This is a genomic window from Paracidovorax anthurii, from assembly GCF_003269065.1.
Lineage (GTDB): Bacteria > Pseudomonadota > Gammaproteobacteria > Burkholderiales > Burkholderiaceae_C > Paracidovorax > Paracidovorax anthurii.
In genome coordinates this window covers 1-15,179 of the sequence record NZ_QLTA01000061.1, presented here as the reverse complement: position 1 = coordinate 15,179, position 15,179 = coordinate 1, and the positions used below count along the sequence as shown (strand labels likewise).

At 72.0% G+C, this 15,179-nt stretch carries 11 protein-coding genes and 1 pseudogene; 4 read left to right on the top strand and 8 right to left on the bottom strand.

Features of this window, described 5'->3' with window-relative positions:
* Nucleotides 1-34: 34 nt before the first annotated feature.
* From AX018_RS21430 to AX018_RS21420, 3 genes are all read right to left on the bottom strand, one after another.
* Entirely contained in the window at nucleotides 35-1,135 is a 1,101-nt protein-coding gene (locus AX018_RS21430; RefSeq protein ID WP_353618502.1) for a YeiH family protein, read from the bottom strand.
* Between the two features lie 16 nt (nucleotides 1,136-1,151).
* Nucleotides 1,152-2,165: a Bug family tripartite tricarboxylate transporter substrate binding protein gene (locus AX018_RS21425; RefSeq protein ID WP_111881627.1), complete on the bottom strand. Its 1,014-nt coding sequence runs from the start codon at nucleotides 2,163-2,165 to the stop codon at nucleotides 1,152-1,154.
* A gap of 274 nt (nucleotides 2,166-2,439) precedes the next feature.
* The gene (locus AX018_RS21420) at nucleotides 2,440-3,318 is read right to left on the bottom strand and encodes a LysR substrate-binding domain-containing protein (protein WP_111881625.1); all 879 of its coding nucleotides are present in this window, start codon (nucleotides 3,316-3,318) and stop codon (nucleotides 2,440-2,442) included.
* Nucleotides 3,319-3,462: 144 nt separating this feature from the next.
* On the opposite strand from AX018_RS21420, the gene AX018_RS21415 reads away from it, so the two are divergent.
* From AX018_RS21415 to metC, 3 genes are all read left to right on the top strand, one after another.
* On the top strand, nucleotides 3,463-4,053 hold the full coding sequence (locus AX018_RS21415; protein ID WP_111881622.1) for a cysteine dioxygenase family protein: 591 nt from the start codon (nucleotides 3,463-3,465) through the stop codon (nucleotides 4,051-4,053).
* Nucleotides 4,054-4,163: 110 nt separating this feature from the next.
* Entirely contained in the window at nucleotides 4,164-5,762 is a 1,599-nt protein-coding gene (locus AX018_RS21410) for a rhodanese-like domain-containing protein (protein WP_111881620.1), read from the top strand.
* Nucleotides 5,763-5,778: 16 nt separating this feature from the next.
* Nucleotides 5,779-6,981 (top strand): cystathionine beta-lyase, encoded by a 1,203-nt coding sequence (metC, locus tag AX018_RS21405; protein WP_111881617.1) that lies wholly within the window; start codon nucleotides 5,779-5,781, stop codon nucleotides 6,979-6,981.
* Nucleotides 6,982-7,004: 23 nt separating this feature from the next.
* Here metC and AX018_RS21400 read toward each other — a convergent pair whose 3' ends face one another.
* Nucleotides 7,005-8,339, bottom strand: a complete 1,335-nt coding sequence (locus tag AX018_RS21400; protein WP_111881615.1) for a sulfatase family protein — start codon at nucleotides 8,337-8,339, stop codon at nucleotides 7,005-7,007.
* 214 nt (nucleotides 8,340-8,553) lie between these two features.
* On the opposite strand from AX018_RS21400, the gene AX018_RS21395 reads away from it, so the two are divergent.
* Nucleotides 8,554-10,389, top strand: a complete 1,836-nt coding sequence (locus AX018_RS21395; RefSeq protein WP_211322500.1) for a methyl-accepting chemotaxis protein — start codon at nucleotides 8,554-8,556, stop codon at nucleotides 10,387-10,389.
* A gap of 39 nt (nucleotides 10,390-10,428) precedes the next feature.
* Here AX018_RS21395 and AX018_RS21390 read toward each other — a convergent pair whose 3' ends face one another.
* From AX018_RS21390 to AX018_RS21375, 4 genes and pseudogenes are all read right to left on the bottom strand, one after another.
* Nucleotides 10,429-11,871 (bottom strand): PepSY-associated TM helix domain-containing protein, encoded by a 1,443-nt coding sequence (locus AX018_RS21390; RefSeq protein WP_111881612.1) that lies wholly within the window; start codon nucleotides 11,869-11,871, stop codon nucleotides 10,429-10,431.
* 2 nt (nucleotides 11,872-11,873) lie between these two features.
* Nucleotides 11,874-13,880 carry a TonB-dependent receptor gene (locus AX018_RS21385; RefSeq protein ID WP_245951766.1) on the bottom strand — a complete coding sequence of 669 codons (2,007 nt, stop codon included), beginning with the start codon at nucleotides 13,878-13,880 and terminating at the stop codon, nucleotides 11,874-11,876.
* 272 nt (nucleotides 13,881-14,152) lie between these two features.
* A complete protein-coding gene (locus AX018_RS21380; RefSeq protein WP_111881607.1) occupies nucleotides 14,153-14,521 on the bottom strand; it encodes a DUF2946 family protein in 369 nt (122 codons plus the stop codon).
* Nucleotides 14,522-14,882: 361 nt separating this feature from the next.
* Nucleotides 14,883-15,179 (bottom strand): annotated as a pseudogene (locus tag AX018_RS21375) (IS5/IS1182 family transposase); the annotation flags it as partial.

The following is a 15,179-nucleotide window of genomic DNA, read 5'->3' as shown; positions in this document are numbered from 1 at the left end:
GCAACGCAGTGATCTTGTTGCTTGCGAAACCGTATCAGGCGCCCAGGGCGAAGATCCACACGCCGAGCAGCATGACCGCGGCGATCCACACGGTTTCCACCACCAGCATCACCACCGGCTGCCAGCCCAGGTCCGCAAGCGCCTTGACGCTGGTCTTGATGCCGGCGGCGGCGATCGCCACCACGAGCATCCATCCCGAGGCCGCGCTGGCCAGCGCCACGGTCTGCGCACTGAAGACATGCATGCTGGACAGCACCACGAGCCCCGCGAAGGCCAGCAGGAAACCCGGCACGAGGGGCGCGCGCCGGACCGGGCGCGATGCGTCCTCCGCCGCCCGGGCGGCCATCCGCTGCGACCGGTACGCCAGCGACACCAGCAGCACGACCGGCACCAGCAGCATCACGCGGAAGAGCTTGACCACCGTCGCGGTGTCGCCCGCATGGGGCCCCAGCAGCATGCCGGCCGCGACCACCTGCGCCACATCGTGGATGGTGCCGCCGAGCACGATGCCGGACGGCTCGGCCGCGAGCCCCGCCAGGCTCAGTGCGAACGGATACACCACCATGGCCACGGTGGAGAGCACGGTCACCCCGACGACGGCCAGCAGCGTGAAGCGCTGGTTCTCCGGCGTCGGCGGCAGGACCGAGGACACCGCCATGGCGGCGGATGCCCCGCAGATCCCCACCGAGGCGCCCGTGATGACGCCCTCGGTGGACGCGCGTCCCAGCCAGCGCGACAGTGCGATGCCGAGAAGGACCGTCATCGCCACGGCGATGGCGACCACCGCCGCCGTGGCCCAGCCCAGCCGCGTGACCTGGTCCACCGTGATGCGCACGCCGAGCAGCGCCACCCCCACCCGCAACAGGCTCCGGCTGCAGAACTCCACGCCGGAGTGCACCCGCGGCAGTTCGGACAGGAAGTGGAAAGCCAGCCCCAGCAGCAGCGCGTAAAGCAGCCGGGGACCGCCATAGTGCTCGGAGAGGAAGGCCGCCGACGACGCGATCACCACGCACACCAGCACGCCGGGCAACAGCCCGCGGAGCGCCGCCAGCGCGGGAAAGCGCCGCGCGAGGCCCGTCGCCGGGGACGCGCGGGGCGGTTCGGAGACGGCAGGCCGCACGGTATCCATTGCCATACCCGTTGCCCGCCGCTCAATCCACCGACGCGCCGGACAGCTTCACCACGCGGGCCCAGCGTTCGAGATCCTTGCGCAGCTGCACTGCCAGCTCCTCGGGCGTTCCGGCCACCAGTTCGCCACCGGCCTCCAGGATTTTCTTTTCCACCGCCGGGCTCTTGAGCGCCCGGGTGATGGCCTGGTGCAGATAGGCGACGCGCTCGGGCGGCGTGCCGGCGGGCGCGAAGAAGCCATACCAGTCCTCGTACGCCATGTCCTTCATGCCCAACTCCTCCAGCGTGGGCACGCTCTTGAACACCCCGATGCGGCGCGGGCTGGTGACGGCGATCGCGCGCACCACCCCCTGCTGGATGTGGCTCGCCACCGAGGAAGTCGAGGTGATCATGAGCGCCACCTGCCCTCCTATCAGGTCGGCCAGGGCCGGGCCGGCGCCGCGGTAGGGCACGTGCGTGAGCGCGATGCCGGCATCCTTCTCCAGCACCACGCCCACGAGGTGCGACAGCGTCCCGTTGCCCGGCGTGGCATAGGTCAGGCGCTCGCCGCCGGCCCGGGCCTTCGCCCGCAGATCGGCCATGGTCTTGATCGGCGAATTCGCGGACACGACGATGGCGAGCGGAGCGGCATTCACCTGCGTGACCGGCACGAAGCTCTTGAGCGGATCGAAGCCGGGCGCGCGGTACAGCGCCGGGTTCACCGCCATCGTGGACACCTGGGACAGCAGCACCGTGTAGCCGTCCGGCTTGCCTTCGGCCACGTATTTCGCGCCGATGTTCCCGCCCGCGCCGGCGCGGTTCTCCGCGACGGCCGGCTGGCCGGTGATGGCCGCCAGTTCGTTGCTGACGAGCCGCATGTGGAAATCGTTGCCGCCGCCGGGCGGGAACGGCGACACCAGCCGGATCGGCTGGCTCGGGAAATCCCCGACCTTCGGCAGGACCTGGGCATGCACCGGGGTGCTCGCGGCGAAGGCCAGCGCCAGCACGAGGCTGGCGGCTTGGCGGAAGGACGTTCGGACATCGAAGGCGCGACGCATGGGAGAGACTCCTCTGGGCAGTGGGGATCGAACGGGAACCTCTGCAAACGACAGGCCACACTGCGGCCGCGACCAGGGCGGGAGCCTCTGGAAGCACAGGTCCAGGCGGTGGTACGGTTTCGGCCCGTCCCTCGCCATGGAGATTCATGATGTCAGCGCCCCTGCGCGGGATCGAGACTCCGGCGCAGGAAATCCGATAAGCGTTTCTGATGAATCCTCGATGACACGCGGCCCGGTGCCACGGGCATGCGCTCCGCTGCCGCCTCAGCAGGTCTCAGCGGACGGACGGCGCCAGCGGGCCGCTGCCCTGCAGGCGCTCGCGGATCAGCGCGAAGACCCGCCGCGTCAGCGGATTGACCACGCGGCTGCGCACGTAGAGGCGGTACACCACGTCCGGCAGGGGCGGCAGCCCCTCCGCGGGGCCCAGCACGCGCAGCCCGTTGTCGAGCTGCTCGACGCCGCGCGCGGTCACGCCCAGCCCCGCCCGGAGCGCGGCCCGGATGCCGATCAGGCTGCTGGACGTGTAGCGCGTGATCCAGGGCACGCCGGCATCGTCCAGCGCCTCCTCGGCCAGGCGGCGGAAGATGCTCGGCCCGTCGGCCATGATCATCGGCAGGGGCCTCTGGGGATCGTGCACGTAGGCGGCGCCGCAGAGCCACACGGTGGGCGAGCTGCGCAGCACCACGCCTTCGAGGTCGGCGTCGAGCCGGTTGGAGATCGCCATGTCGATCTCCCCGCGCTTGAGCGATTCCATGAGGAAGGGGCTGCGCCCCACGTGCACATCCAGTTGCAGCATGGGCGAATGGCGCACGACCTCGGAGAGCAGGGGCGGCAGCATGGTGTCGGCCACGTCGTGCGGCGCCCCGATTCGCAGCGTGCCCTCCAGGTGGCCCTGCTGCAGGTGCCGCAGCGCCTCGTCGTTGATGGCCAGCAGGTGGCGGGCGTAGACCAGCAGCCGCTCGCCATGGTCGGTCAGCCGCTTCTGGCGGCCCCGCTTCTCGAAGAGCGGATGTCCGATCTGCTCCTCCAGGCGCTGCATCTGCTGGGTGACGGCGGACTGCGTGCGGTCGAGCTGCACGGCCGCGGCGCCGAAGCTCTCGTGCTGCACGATGGCCACGAGGGAGCGCAGCAGTTCGAGGTCGAGCGTGTTCATCCATTAATGGTACTGATGCTTTTTCCTTCCGCGGGTGGATTGTTCGCGCATTCCACGGCCGCTAGAGTGGCCTCGAACCGCAAGGCCGCGGCGCGCTCGCCCCGCGGCCACCCCCTTCGACCCGAAAACAAGGAGATATCCCCCATGACCACCACCCGCGAACAGCGCACCCAGGCCGTCGGCTCGGCCATCGCCCGCATGAAGGAAGCGCTCGGCGGCAGCGAGCCCACGCGGCCCGCGCTGGCTTCCGTGCTCGCGGCCCTGGAGGGCATCGCGGCGCGCACCGAACTCTGGCAGGCCGCCGACTATCCCCCGCCGGAGGCCGGCGAGCACCAGGCGCGCTACCTCATCGCCGAGGACCCGGACCAGAGCCATGCGCTCTACCTGAACGTGATGCGCCCCGGCAAGCGCATCGTGCCGCACAACCACACGACGTGGGCGTGCATCGCGGCGGTCGAGGGCACCGAGGTCAACCGCGTCTACGAACGCACCGACGACGGCGCGGTGCCCGGCGTCGGTACGCTGCGGGAGGCCGGCCGCGTGCTCGTGGCGCCCGGCAAGGGCATCGCCCTCATGCCCGAGGACATCCATTCCGTGCAGATCGAAGGCGAGCAGGTCATCCGCCACCTCCACATGTACGGCCGCGCGCTCGAAACGCTCACCCGGCGCACCAGCTACGACCTGGACAGCGGCACCTGCACGACCATGGACATCGGCGTGCAGACCCGCCGCTGAGCGTCCGCGCTCGCGTCTTTCCGCCCCCTTTTCTCCCCATCTTCCGACCGCACCGGGCCGCGCGGCTGCCGGGGTGCGGCACCCGGGCCCGGCCGGCCACGCACTCCACCATGACGATCGAACGCATTGCCCCCTCCCTGCTCAAGACCTGGCTGCACGACGGCGAGGAAATCGCCGTGCTCGACGTGCGCGAGCACGGCCAGTACGGCGAAGCCCACCTGTTCTACGCCACGCCGCTGCCCTTCAGCCGGCTGGAGTTGGACGTCCGGCGCCTGGTGCCGCGGCGGGACACGCGGGTCGTCGTGTACGACGACGGGGCCGCGCCGCCCGCCGGCGTCGCCTGGCGCGCGGCCTCGCGCCTGCAGGCGCTGGGCTATGGCCGGGTGGCCGTGCTGGACGGCGGCGCGCCCGGCTGGAAGGCGGCCGGCCATGCGCTCTTCGCGGGCGTGAATCTGCCGTCCAAGACGTTCGGCGAACTGGCCGAGCGTGCCTACCACACGCCGCGCGTGAGCGCACAGCAGCTCGCCGCCATGATCGCCTCCGCATCGCCGGTCGTGGTGCTGGACGGCCGCCCGGTCACGGAGTTCAGGAAGATGAACATCCCCACCGCCACCTGCTGCCCCAACGGGGAACTGGCCTTGCGCGTGCGCTCGCTCGTGCCCGACGACACCACCCCCATCGTGGTCAACTGCGCCGGCCGCACCCGCTCGATCATCGGCGCGCAGACGCTGATCAACCTGGGGCTCCCCAATCCCGTCTATGCGCTGGAAAACGGCACCCAGGGCTGGTACCTCGCGGACCAGGCGCTGGAGCATGGCGGCACGCGCCGCTACCCCGACGGCTCCGCAAGCCCCGCGCTGCGCGATGCCGCCCGGCGCCTGGCCGAGCGCTTCGGCGTGCCCGCCGCCAGCGCCGACACCGTGCGCGGCTGGGCGGCGGATGCGCGGCGCTCGCTCTTCCTGTGCGACGTGCGCACGCCCGAGGAATTCGCGCGGGGCAGCCTGCCCGGCGCGCAACACACGCCCGGCGGCCAGCTGATGCAGGCCTTCGACCAGTACGTGGGCGTGCGGGGCGCGCGGCTGGTGCTGTTCGACGACGACGGAGCCCGCGCGCCCACCGTCGCGAGCTGGCTGCGCCAGATGGGCCACGACGCCTGCGTGCTCGAAGGCGGGCTGGGCAGCGGGCTGGCCCTGCCGGCCCCGGAAACGCCCGAGGCGCCGCCCCTGGCAACGATCTCCGTGGACGCGCTGGCGGCACGCCTTGCCCGCGGCGACCTCGCCCTCGTGGACCTGCGCCCCGGCATGGCCTACCGGGCCGGGCACATCGAGGGCGCGCGCTGGTCCATCCGCCCGCGCCTGGCGGAAGACCTCGCGGGCGTGGCGCAGCAGATCGCCGTGGTCGCCGACGAGCCCGCCCTGGCCGCCTGGGCGATGGCCGACTGCCCAACCGTACAGCCGCCGCTGCTGCTCGGCGGCGGCATGGCCGCCTGGCGGGCGGCGGGCCTGCCGGTCGTGGCGACCCCCGGCCTGCCGGACGACGCGGCCTGCATCGACCACCTTTTCTTCGTCCATGACCGCCACGACGGCAACAAGGAAGCCGCGCGCCGCTACCTGGACTGGGAAACCGGCCTCGTCGCCCAGCTCGATGCGCAGGAGCTGCAATCCTTCCGGCTGCCCTCCCCCCCGGCCGCAACCGCCGCCAGCGCCTGACCCGGAGACCCACGCCATGGACGAACCCCACGAAGCGCCCCCCACCACCCCAGGCCTGCAAACGCGGCTGCTGCACAGCGGCAAGGCGCCGCACCATGCTGGCGGCAGCGCGGTCAATCCGCCCATCGTCCGCGCCAGCACCGTGCTGTTCGACAGCACGGCGCAGCAGCGCGATTTGCGCCAGCGCCGATCGAGCGAGCGCGTCTTCAGCTACGGCGCGCGGGGCACGCCCACCGCCTTCGCGCTGGAGGACGCGGTCAGCGAGCTGGAGGGCGCCTACCGGACCCGGCTGTTCCCGACCGGGCTGGCGGCGATCGGCATGGTGTTCCTGGCCTACCTGCGCCCAGGCGACCACGTGCTGCTCTCCGATGGCGTCTATGAGCCGGTGCGCCGCCTCGCGCGCAGCTTCCTCGAACCCTACGGCATCGCCTGCAGCTTCTTCGCGGCGGACGGGCGGGACGTGGCCGCCCGGCTGCAGCCCCACACGCGCATGGTGTACGCCGAGTGCCCGGCCTCGCTCGTCTACGAGATGTGCGACCTGCCTGCCCTCGCCCGCATCGCCCACGCGCACGGCGCGCTGCTGGTAGCGGACAACACCTGGGGCTCGGGCTTCCAGTACCAGCCCCTCGCCCTGGGCGCGGACGTCTCCGTGATGGCCGCCACCAAATACCTCTCGGGCCATTCGGACGTGATGATGGGCACGGCCTCCACCACGCAGGCGGCCTGGCAGCCGCTGGCCGACCGCTGCGACGCCTTCGGCATGGCGGTGAGCCCCGACGACGCCTGGCTGGTGCTGCGCGGCATGCGTTCGCTGTCCGCCCGGCTGCAGATGCACGAGCGCCACGCCCTGCAGGTGGCGCGCTGGCTGCAGCGCCAGCCCCAGGTGCGCCAGGTGTTTTGCCCGGCCCTGCCGGAAGACCCCGGCCATGCCCTGTGGCAGCGCGACTGCAGCGGGACGAACGGCCTGGTTTCATTCGAATGGCAGCCCGGCACCGATGCGCAGCGGGTGGACCGGTTCATCGACGGGCTGGCGCTCTTCGGCCTGGGGGCCTCGTGGGGCGGCTACGAGAGCCTGGTCACGCAGGCGGCCATGACCGAAGCCCGGACGGTGGACGACTGGAGCCGCCGCGGGCCCGTCGTGCGCCTGCACATCGGCCAGGAAGACCCGGCCGATCTGCTGGCCGACCTCGCGCAGGCCTTTCGGGCGGCAGACGCGTAGCGCCCCGCCACAGCCGCTTCAGGTCAGAACGTGGCCTGCGGCAGGTCCTGCCGCGTGAACACCAGCGAGACCTTGGCCTCGTCGGGAATCGGCGGCAGGCTGGCGTCCCACGCGGCCCAGGCCGCGCGCAGTTCGGCCAGGCGCTCCGGCTCGCGCTCGCGCAGGTTGGCGCGCTCGCGCGGATCGGCCACCACGTCGAAGAGGTATTCCACGCCATCGACCACGAGGTACTTGTGGCGGCCCCGCACCAGCGCGCGCTGGCCGCGGTGCTTCATGCGCCAGCACAGGTCGCGCTCGGGATTCCAGGCAGGGTCGTCGAACAGTGGCAGCAGGCTGGTGCCGTCCAGCGGATAGTCGGGGTGCCCGGCTACGCCCGCCGCGGCGAGGAAGGTGGCCGTCCAGTCCATGGTGAGGCTGGGCGTATCGCTCTCGCTGCCGGCCGCGATGCGCGCGGGCCAGCGCGCCAGCAGCGGCACGCGGATGCCGCCTTCGAGCAGGTCCATCTTCTGGCCCACGAAGGGCCAGTTGTTGGAATAGCGCTCGCCGCCGTTGTCGCTCGTGAACACCACGAGCGTGTTGTCGGCCAGCCCGCGCTCGGCCAGCGCATCGAGCACCCAGCCGATGCCCTCGTCCATGTGGTGGATCATGCGCTGGTAGGTTTCCAGGCTGCCGCCGTCGGTGTGCTTGCCGAAGCCGCCGATGCGGCGCGATTCCTCGTGGTCCTCGCGCGTGAGCCAGGGCCAGTGGGGCGCGCTGTAGTGCAGGCTCAGCAGGAAGGGCTGGTCCGCCGGCTGGCGGCGCACGAAGTCGGCGGCGCGGCGGCTCAGCAGGTCGGTGAGGTAGCCCTCCTCCTCGTGCGGTGCCTCGTTCTCCCAGAAGTCGGGGCGGCCGCGCGGGTCGCAGTGGGCGAAGTAATCGGCCCCGCCCGCGTGGAAGCCGTAGAACTCGTCGTAGCCCGACAGGCGCGGGCCGAAATGCGGCGGATAGCCCAGGTGCCACTTGCCCACGAGCGCGGTGGCGTAGCCCGCATCGCGCAGCAGGGAGGGCAGCGTGGGGTGCGAGGGCGGCAGGCCAAGCACCTTGTCGCCGTGCACGCTGGCGATGGGCTCCTCGGCCGCGCCGCGCAGGCGGTACTGCCAGCGGCCCGTGGCCAGGGCGAAGCGCGTGGGCGAACAGACGGCGGAATTGGAATACCCCCGCGTGCAGCGCAGGCCCTGCGCCGCCATCGCATCCAGGCGCGGCGACACATCGACCGGGCGGCTGGCGGCATCGCGCGCGCCGGTGCATCCCAGGTCGGCGTAGCCCAGGTCGTCGGCGAGGATGAAGATCAGGTTAGGGCGCGGAGAGGTGGCAGGCATCGGAGCGGGGCAGGAGCGGCGGATCGGTGGACATTGTCACACCCCGTGCCGCCGCCGCGCCGCGCCCCCGATGTGATCCAGAGCCCCTGTATGGGTCCATCCTATTCCACCCTGTGAAACGATGATCCAAACGGTGGGGATACATTAAGCAACATACGCCGCCGGGAATGGAATGGCCCGGCATGCAGGAACCAACCGCAGACTGAGGAGTGCCGTGAATTTCTTCAAGAACATGAAGCTGGGCGCCATGCTCGGCATGGGCTTTTCGATCGTGATCGTGATCGGTTTCCTGGTGGCCGCCTACGGGCGCATCCAGCTCGACCAGGTCAGCGACAACATCAGCACCCTCTCGGAGGACCGCCTGGGCACGCTGCTGCAGCTGCAGGAGGTCAAGGACAACATCAACATCGTGGCGCGCGTGGTGCGCAACATCGCGATGCTCACCGACGCGCAGCGCATCGCCGAGGAAAACCGCCGCCTCGGCGAAGTGATGACCCGCACGTCGCAGGTGATGGGCGAGTTGCAGCAGCGCGTGAAGTCGCCGGAAGGGCGCGCGCTCATGGAAAAGATCGCCCAGGCGCGCCCGGCCTTCCTCGAAGCGATCAACAAGGCCGCGAAACTGGGCGAGGCCAACCAGAACGATGCCGCACGCGACCTGCTGCTGGGCGAATTGCGCCCCCTGCAGGCGGCCTACTTCAAGGCCGTCGATGACATGATCGACTACCAGCGCAGGATGACGACCGAGATGGTCAAGGCCTCCGAGCAGGACGTCGAGGCGGCGGGCTTCATGCTGCTGGTGCTGGCCGTGGTCTCGGCCGCCCTGGGCGCGCTCGTCGCCTGGGCCATCACCCGCCACGTCAAGGGCCAGCTCGGCGGCGAACCCGCCTACGCCGCCCACATCGCCCAGGAGGTCGCCCGCGGCAACCTCGCCGTGCGCGTCGATCTGCGCTCCGGCGATTCCTCCAGCGTCCTCGCCGCCATGGGCGCCATGCGCGCCAACCTCGCGCAGGTCGTCTCCGAGGTCCGCCACAGCAGCGAATCCATCGCCACCGGCGCCTCCCAGATCGCCACCGGCAACGCCGACCTCAGCCAGCGCACCGAGGAGCAGGCCTCCAACCTCCAGCAGACCGCCGCCTCCATGGAGGAGATGAACTCCACCGTCAAGCAGAACGCCGACACCGTCCGCACCGCGTCCCAGCTCGCCTCCTCCGCTTCCGCCACCGCCGCGCGTGGCGGCGAGGTCGTCGGCAACGTCGTGCGCACCATGGAGGACATCACCGCATCCTCCCGCAAGATCGGCGACATCATCGGCGTCATCGACTCCATCGCCTTCCAGACCAACATCCTCGCCCTCAACGCCGCCGTCGAGGCCGCCCGTGCCGGCGAACAGGGCCGCGGCTTCGCCGTCGTCGCCTCCGAAGTCCGCACCCTCGCACAGCGCTCTGCCACCGCCGCCAAGGAGATCAAGTCCCTCATCGACGACTCCGTCTCCCAGGTCGAGGCCGGCTCCCAGCTCGTCGGCCAGGCCGGCTCCACCATGGGCGAGATCGTCGATCAGGCACGCCGCGTCGCCGACCTCATCGCCGAGATCGGCGCCGCCACCCACGAGCAGGAGCAAGGCATCTCCCAGGTCAGCGATGCCGTCAACCAGCTCGACCAGGTCACCCAGCAGAACGCCGCGCTCGTCGAGGAATCCGCCGCCGCCGCCGACAGCCTCAACTCCCAGGCCTCCCGCCTCGTCGAGCTCGTCAGCGTCTTCCAGGTCGATGCCTCCGCATCCCAGGCCGTCATCGCCCAGGCTCAGAGCCGCAGCCGCGATACCGCCCGTGCCGCGCCCTCGGCGCTGCCGCAGGCCAAGGCAGCCCCGGCGCCCCGGCCCGCCGCCACGCCCCTGACGCACACCCCCGCGCCAGCCAAGTCCGCCCGCTCCGCGCCCCGGCCTCCGGCCGCCAAGGCGGTGGCCATCCCGGGCCCGGCCGCCACGCCCGCCCCCGCAGCGAGCGCCCCGGCCAAGGCCGCCCACAACAACGACGACTGGGAAACCTTCTGACGCCCACGGGGCCGCCCCGCGCAGCGGCCCCGGCCCGGTTCAGGCCCCCTCGACCTTTGACCGCCGCGCCTGCCCCAAGGCATCGAGGGCCAGCATGGCCAGCAGAGAAATCCCCAGCAGGGGCATCGCCACCCCCGCGACGGCGATGATCGCCACCACCCACCAGAGCGCTCGCGGCTGCGCGGGCAAGGGCGGCACCCCCAGCCGGCCCGCGGGGCGGCGCTTCCACCAGGCCACCGCCCCGGCCACGCACAGCAGCACGATGCCCGCGCAGGCCACGGCCAGCACGATCTGGTTGGCCACGCCGTACTCCTGCCCCAGGTGGACATTGATGCCCCACTCCAGCGCCCGCGCCACGGGGCCATAGTCGGCATAGCCCATGTCGATGAGCACCCGGCCGCTGTACTGGTCCAGGTGCACCACGCGCTGGCCGGCCAGATCGCGCGGATAGGCCGACGCCGTATAGACCCCGGCCGGCCCCTGGGGCGCGGCCACGCTGAAGCCCGGCGCCAGCCCCAGGCGCGAGAACGCCGCCATGGCGGCATCCAGACCCAGCGGCGGCGTTGCCACCACCCCGCCCCCCGAGGACGGCACGGCAGGCGCCGCGGCGTGGCCGTCATGCCCTTCATGTCCTTCATGGGCCGGTGCGGCCACGGGCGCGGGGCCGGGCACCCGGGCCTGCTGCAGGCTCCAGGGCACCGCGAGGGTGTCGGCCACGGGCACGGCCGACATGGGCACCTGCACGCGCACGCCGGCCGGGTAGCCCCAGTGGCTGCCGTTGGCCCAGGCATTGACCTGCGCGCCCAGGAACACCGACCACGGCAGCCCCGTGAGCGCCAGGAACGCGAGGATCGCCCCCACGCCCAGCCCCAGCACCGCATGCAGGTCGCGCCAAAACACGCGCTCGGCCGGCCGGCCCCGCACCGTCACCACGCCGCCGCGCCGGCCGCGCGGCCACCAGAGGTAGATGCCCGTCGCCACCAGCACCACGGCCCAGCCCGCGGCCATCTCGATCAGGCCCCGGGCCACCGGGCCGATGGCCTTGAGGCTGTGCAGCCGGCGGATCTGCCACGACAGCGTGCCGCGCTCGGGCAACCGGCCCAGCACGCGCGCGGTGGCCGGGTCCACGTACACCGCCACGCGCTCGCCGCCCGCGGTGGCGATGCCCACGCTGGCGCTGTCGCCGGGTGCCTCGGCCGGCGTGTAGCGGAACCACTGCCCCGGCTGCGCGGCCAGCGCCGCCGCCACGATGGCGCCGTGGGGCTGGCCCGCGCCGGCGGCCACGGGCACGCGCAGCAGATCGCGGTGGACCCAGCCGTCGATCTCGCGCTGGAACAGGTAGGCCCCGCCGGTCACCGCCAGCCACGCCAGGAAGGGCAGCACCAGCAGGCCCGCGTAGAAATGCCAGCGCCACACGGCCCGGTACAGGCTGGAAGCCCGCAGGGGAGACACGTCGGCGGTCACGGACGCCACGGATGCCATGGTCAGAACCTCCAGCCCAGGCTCACCGACACGCTGCGCCCGTCGCCCGGCGAATAGCCCGAGGAGCCGCTGTCGTACCACGCATAGACATAGCGCCGGTTGGTGGCGTTGCGCACCTGCACACCCACGTCGGCCGTGGGCGTGAGCCGCCAGGTGGCGCCCAGGTCGAGCAGCGCATAGCGCCCCGCGCGGCCCTGGGTGTTGGTGCGGTCGAGGTAGTAGTCGCCCTGCGCCGTCACGGCGGCCGAGAGGCGCAGCACCTCGGTGGCGCGGTATTGCAGGCCCGCGCTCACGAGGTAGTGGGGCACGTTCTCCACCTCGCGGCCGGCCGTGGCGGGCGCGGACGGGTCGGGCGTGGTGATGCGCGCCACCTGGTGCGAATAGGCCACCCAGCCGGTCCAGCGCGCCTGCAGGCGGGCGTTGAGCTGCGCGTCCCAGCCCTTGCGCCGCGTGCGGCCCACGTTGCCCAGGCCGCCGGGGTCGGGCAGGCCATCGACGCCCAGCACCCGCGCCACCTCGCCCGAGGCGCGCTGCTGCCACACGGCCACGCGCGCCTCCAGCCCCGCGGCGGGCTGCCAGCGCACGCCCGTCTCCCAGCCGTCGTTGATCGAGGGCCCCAGGTCGCGCGCCTGCGTGCGGTAGGCGTCGATGCCCGTGCCCACCTGGAAGGTGCGGCCCGCGTTGGCATACAGCGTGACGCCTTCGCGCGCCGTCCACGCCACGCTGAGCTTGGGCTGGCGGATGGTGCCGTAGCCGTTCACGCCATAGCGCTGCCCGGTGAGGCGGTCGGTGAAATCGCCGCCGATGCGGTCCACGCGCAGCGCGGGCACGATGCGCAGCGCCGGCACGGGCTGCACCACGGCCTGCACGTAGGCGCCCTGCGTGCGGAAGTCGAAATCCCAGTCGCGGAACTGCGTGGTGCGCACCCGCTCCACCGCGCGCCAGCGCTGCGCGGCGTTGTCCTGCCACTGCGCATCCACCCCGCCCTCCAGCGTGAAGGCATGCGCCCAGGCCACCGTGGGGCGCCACGTGAGCACGCCGCTCAGGCCGCGCTGGTTCTCGTCGTTGTCGCGCTCCTGCTGCACGCCGGCCTGCGAGAAGCGCACCCAGCGCTGGTTCTCGTAGTGGTTGGCATAGGCGCGCGCCGTCCAGGAGAGGCGCTCGGCCAGCTCGGCCTCCCAGTGCAGGCCGAGCTGGCCGGTCTCGCGCGTGCTGCGGTCCGAGGCCGCCCACGGCGGCGACCAGCGCGGCTGCGCGGCGGCCTGCTCGCGCGTGAGGTAGCCGGACTCCTGCGCTTCGTTGTGGAAATAGCGCGCCGTGAGGCCCGCGCGCCAGCGCCCGCCCTCGTCCGTGTAGAACCACTTGCCCGACAGCGCGCGCTGCGTGCCCTCCGCATGGTCGCGCCAGCCATCGGTGGTGCGCCAGAACACGCCGTAGTTCTGGCTCCACGGGCCCGACTCGATGCCCTTGACCACCTGCACGTCGCGCGTGCCGAAGCTGCCCGCCGTGACGCTGGCCCGGCCCTCGTTGCCGCCCGTGCGCGTGAGCACGCTCACATTGCCCGCGATGTTGTTGAGGCCGTAGCGCGGGTCATTGGTGCCGCGCACGATCTCCACCGCCTCGATGTCGAGCGGGAACACCGCATCGAGGAACGGCATGCCGCCCGCGTTGTCGTTCGACGGAATGCCGTCGATCAGCAGCTTGACCGCGTTCACGCGGCCCTCGCCGTTGAAGCCGCGAAACGAGAAGCGGCCCGCATCCACGCCCTGGCGGAACGGCGTGACCTGCACGCCCGGCGCGCGGCCCAGCAGCTCCCAGCTGTGGTCCACGCGGGAGTCCTGCAGCACCTCGCCGCCCACGATGTCCACCGACGTGGACACGCTGCGCGCGGGCAGGGCGCCGCCCGGGCCCTCGCGCACCTCCACCGTGCCCAGCGTGAGCGCGGGGCTGGCCTCCGCAGGGCTGCCGCCCTCCTGCGCCCAGGCGGCCACCACAGGAAGCGCCGCCATGGCGGCCGGGACCGTGCGGCGCGCGGCGCGCCCCACGGAAGAGAAAGAAAAAGCCAAAGAAGAACGACGACGACGGAGCCAGTCCATATCCACCTCGTGCAAGGCATGCCCCGGCCTCTGCCAACGGCCACGCGCCGACGCGCGCGAACGCTCTCGGGCAGTCCGGCGCCCGGCAAGGGGCGCGGCGGAAGGGGGCACCTGCGAAAAAAGAAACGGGAAACGGGAACGTGCCGCGATCCACCCACCCGACGGAGCGGAGGCGGCAGCCGGGATCAGCCCCGAGCCGGAGGCCCGCGCGCCGGCAGCGGCGCCCCCACCAGAACCGCGAGGCGCGCGGCCTCCACCGGGCGCAGCGCAAGCGCGAGCGGCTGCCACACGGCGGGCGGCAGCACGGCCGGCACGGGCGGCGGCGCGCCTGCAGCCAGGCACAGCGCGCAATCCAGGCCGTGCTGCCCCATCTCGCGCAGGCCGCTGCCATCGTCCTGCACGACCACCAGCTTGGCGCTGCCGGCCGCGTTGCAGACCAGTTGCAGGCTTTGCGGGTGCAGCAGGGGCGATGCGGCGGCCATGCCGAAGGCCAGCATCCACCATGCCAGGACCCAGGGGGTCAGGCGGCGGAGGTGGGTCAGGAGGGCGGTCACCGAGGGGAGGGGGTCTGGTTGGGGGAGACGGCGGCGGGCGGATGCGCCCGTGGCGCCGCGAGCATTATGCGGCGGTGTGTGCGGGCTGGGGGGGGTGCGGAGTGTTTGTGGCCTTCGCGTACTGCGGGGCTGTGGCGGCTACGCGCGGGACTGTGCATAGGCGGCGAGTACCTTGTGCGCTTGCTGGACCAAGCGACGCCGTTCTGGAGCTGTCCACGGGTCATCCGTACAGGCCAAGGGCCGAAGCTCACCAGCCGAGCCTTCATGACCTGGGCTGCGGCGCGGGATTAAGGCACCAGTTCAACGAAACGGGATGCCCCACCCTGAACGCCTACATCGTCCGCCCTGAACAATCCTGTTTTCAGCCGCAGGCAGGTCTGTTGTTGAGCGAAGGGGCGATCAATGCAGCGATGACTGCCTGCATCGACAGCCCGAGTCGGGCGCATAGAAGCCGCAGCGCAGCCAGGATCATGCGCAGGTTGTGCCCAGCGCCGCACATCACCGCATGCAGCGCATCGCCCAGCGCCCCCTTGAGCGGGTTGCGCCCCAGCCGCCCGTCCATCTTCATGTGCCCGATGGCCGGCTCGATGGCGCTGCGCCGGCGGATCATGGCCTTGAGCGTTCGGGTGATGCCTCGCTTTTGGCCTGACATCAGGAT

Bases quoted from the DNA above. Each gene is read 5' to 3' on its own strand.
- AX018_RS21420 (WP_111881625.1), bottom strand. From the start codon at position 3,318: ATGAACACGCTCGACCTCGAACTGCTGCGCTCCCTCGTGGCCATCGTG.
- AX018_RS21430 (WP_353618502.1), bottom strand. From the start codon at position 1,135: ATGGCAATGGATACCGTGCGGCCTGCCGTCTCCGAACCGCCCCGCGCG.
- AX018_RS21390 (WP_111881612.1), bottom strand. From the start codon at position 11,871: ATGGCATCCGTGGCGTCCGTGACCGCCGACGTGTCTCCCCTGCGGGCT.
- AX018_RS21400 (WP_111881615.1), bottom strand. From the start codon at position 8,339: ATGCCTGCCACCTCTCCGCGCCCTAACCTGATCTTCATCCTCGCCGAC.
- AX018_RS21425 (WP_111881627.1), bottom strand. From the start codon at position 2,165: ATGCGTCGCGCCTTCGATGTCCGAACGTCCTTCCGCCAAGCCGCCAGC.
- AX018_RS21415 (WP_111881622.1), top strand. From the start codon at position 3,463: ATGACCACCACCCGCGAACAGCGCACCCAGGCCGTCGGCTCGGCCATC.
- AX018_RS21410 (WP_111881620.1), top strand. From the start codon at position 4,164: ATGACGATCGAACGCATTGCCCCCTCCCTGCTCAAGACCTGGCTGCAC.
- metC (WP_111881617.1), top strand. From the start codon at position 5,779: ATGGACGAACCCCACGAAGCGCCCCCCACCACCCCAGGCCTGCAAACG.
- AX018_RS21385 (WP_245951766.1), bottom strand. From the start codon at position 13,880: ATGGCGGCGCTTCCTGTGGTGGCCGCCTGGGCGCAGGAGGGCGGCAGC.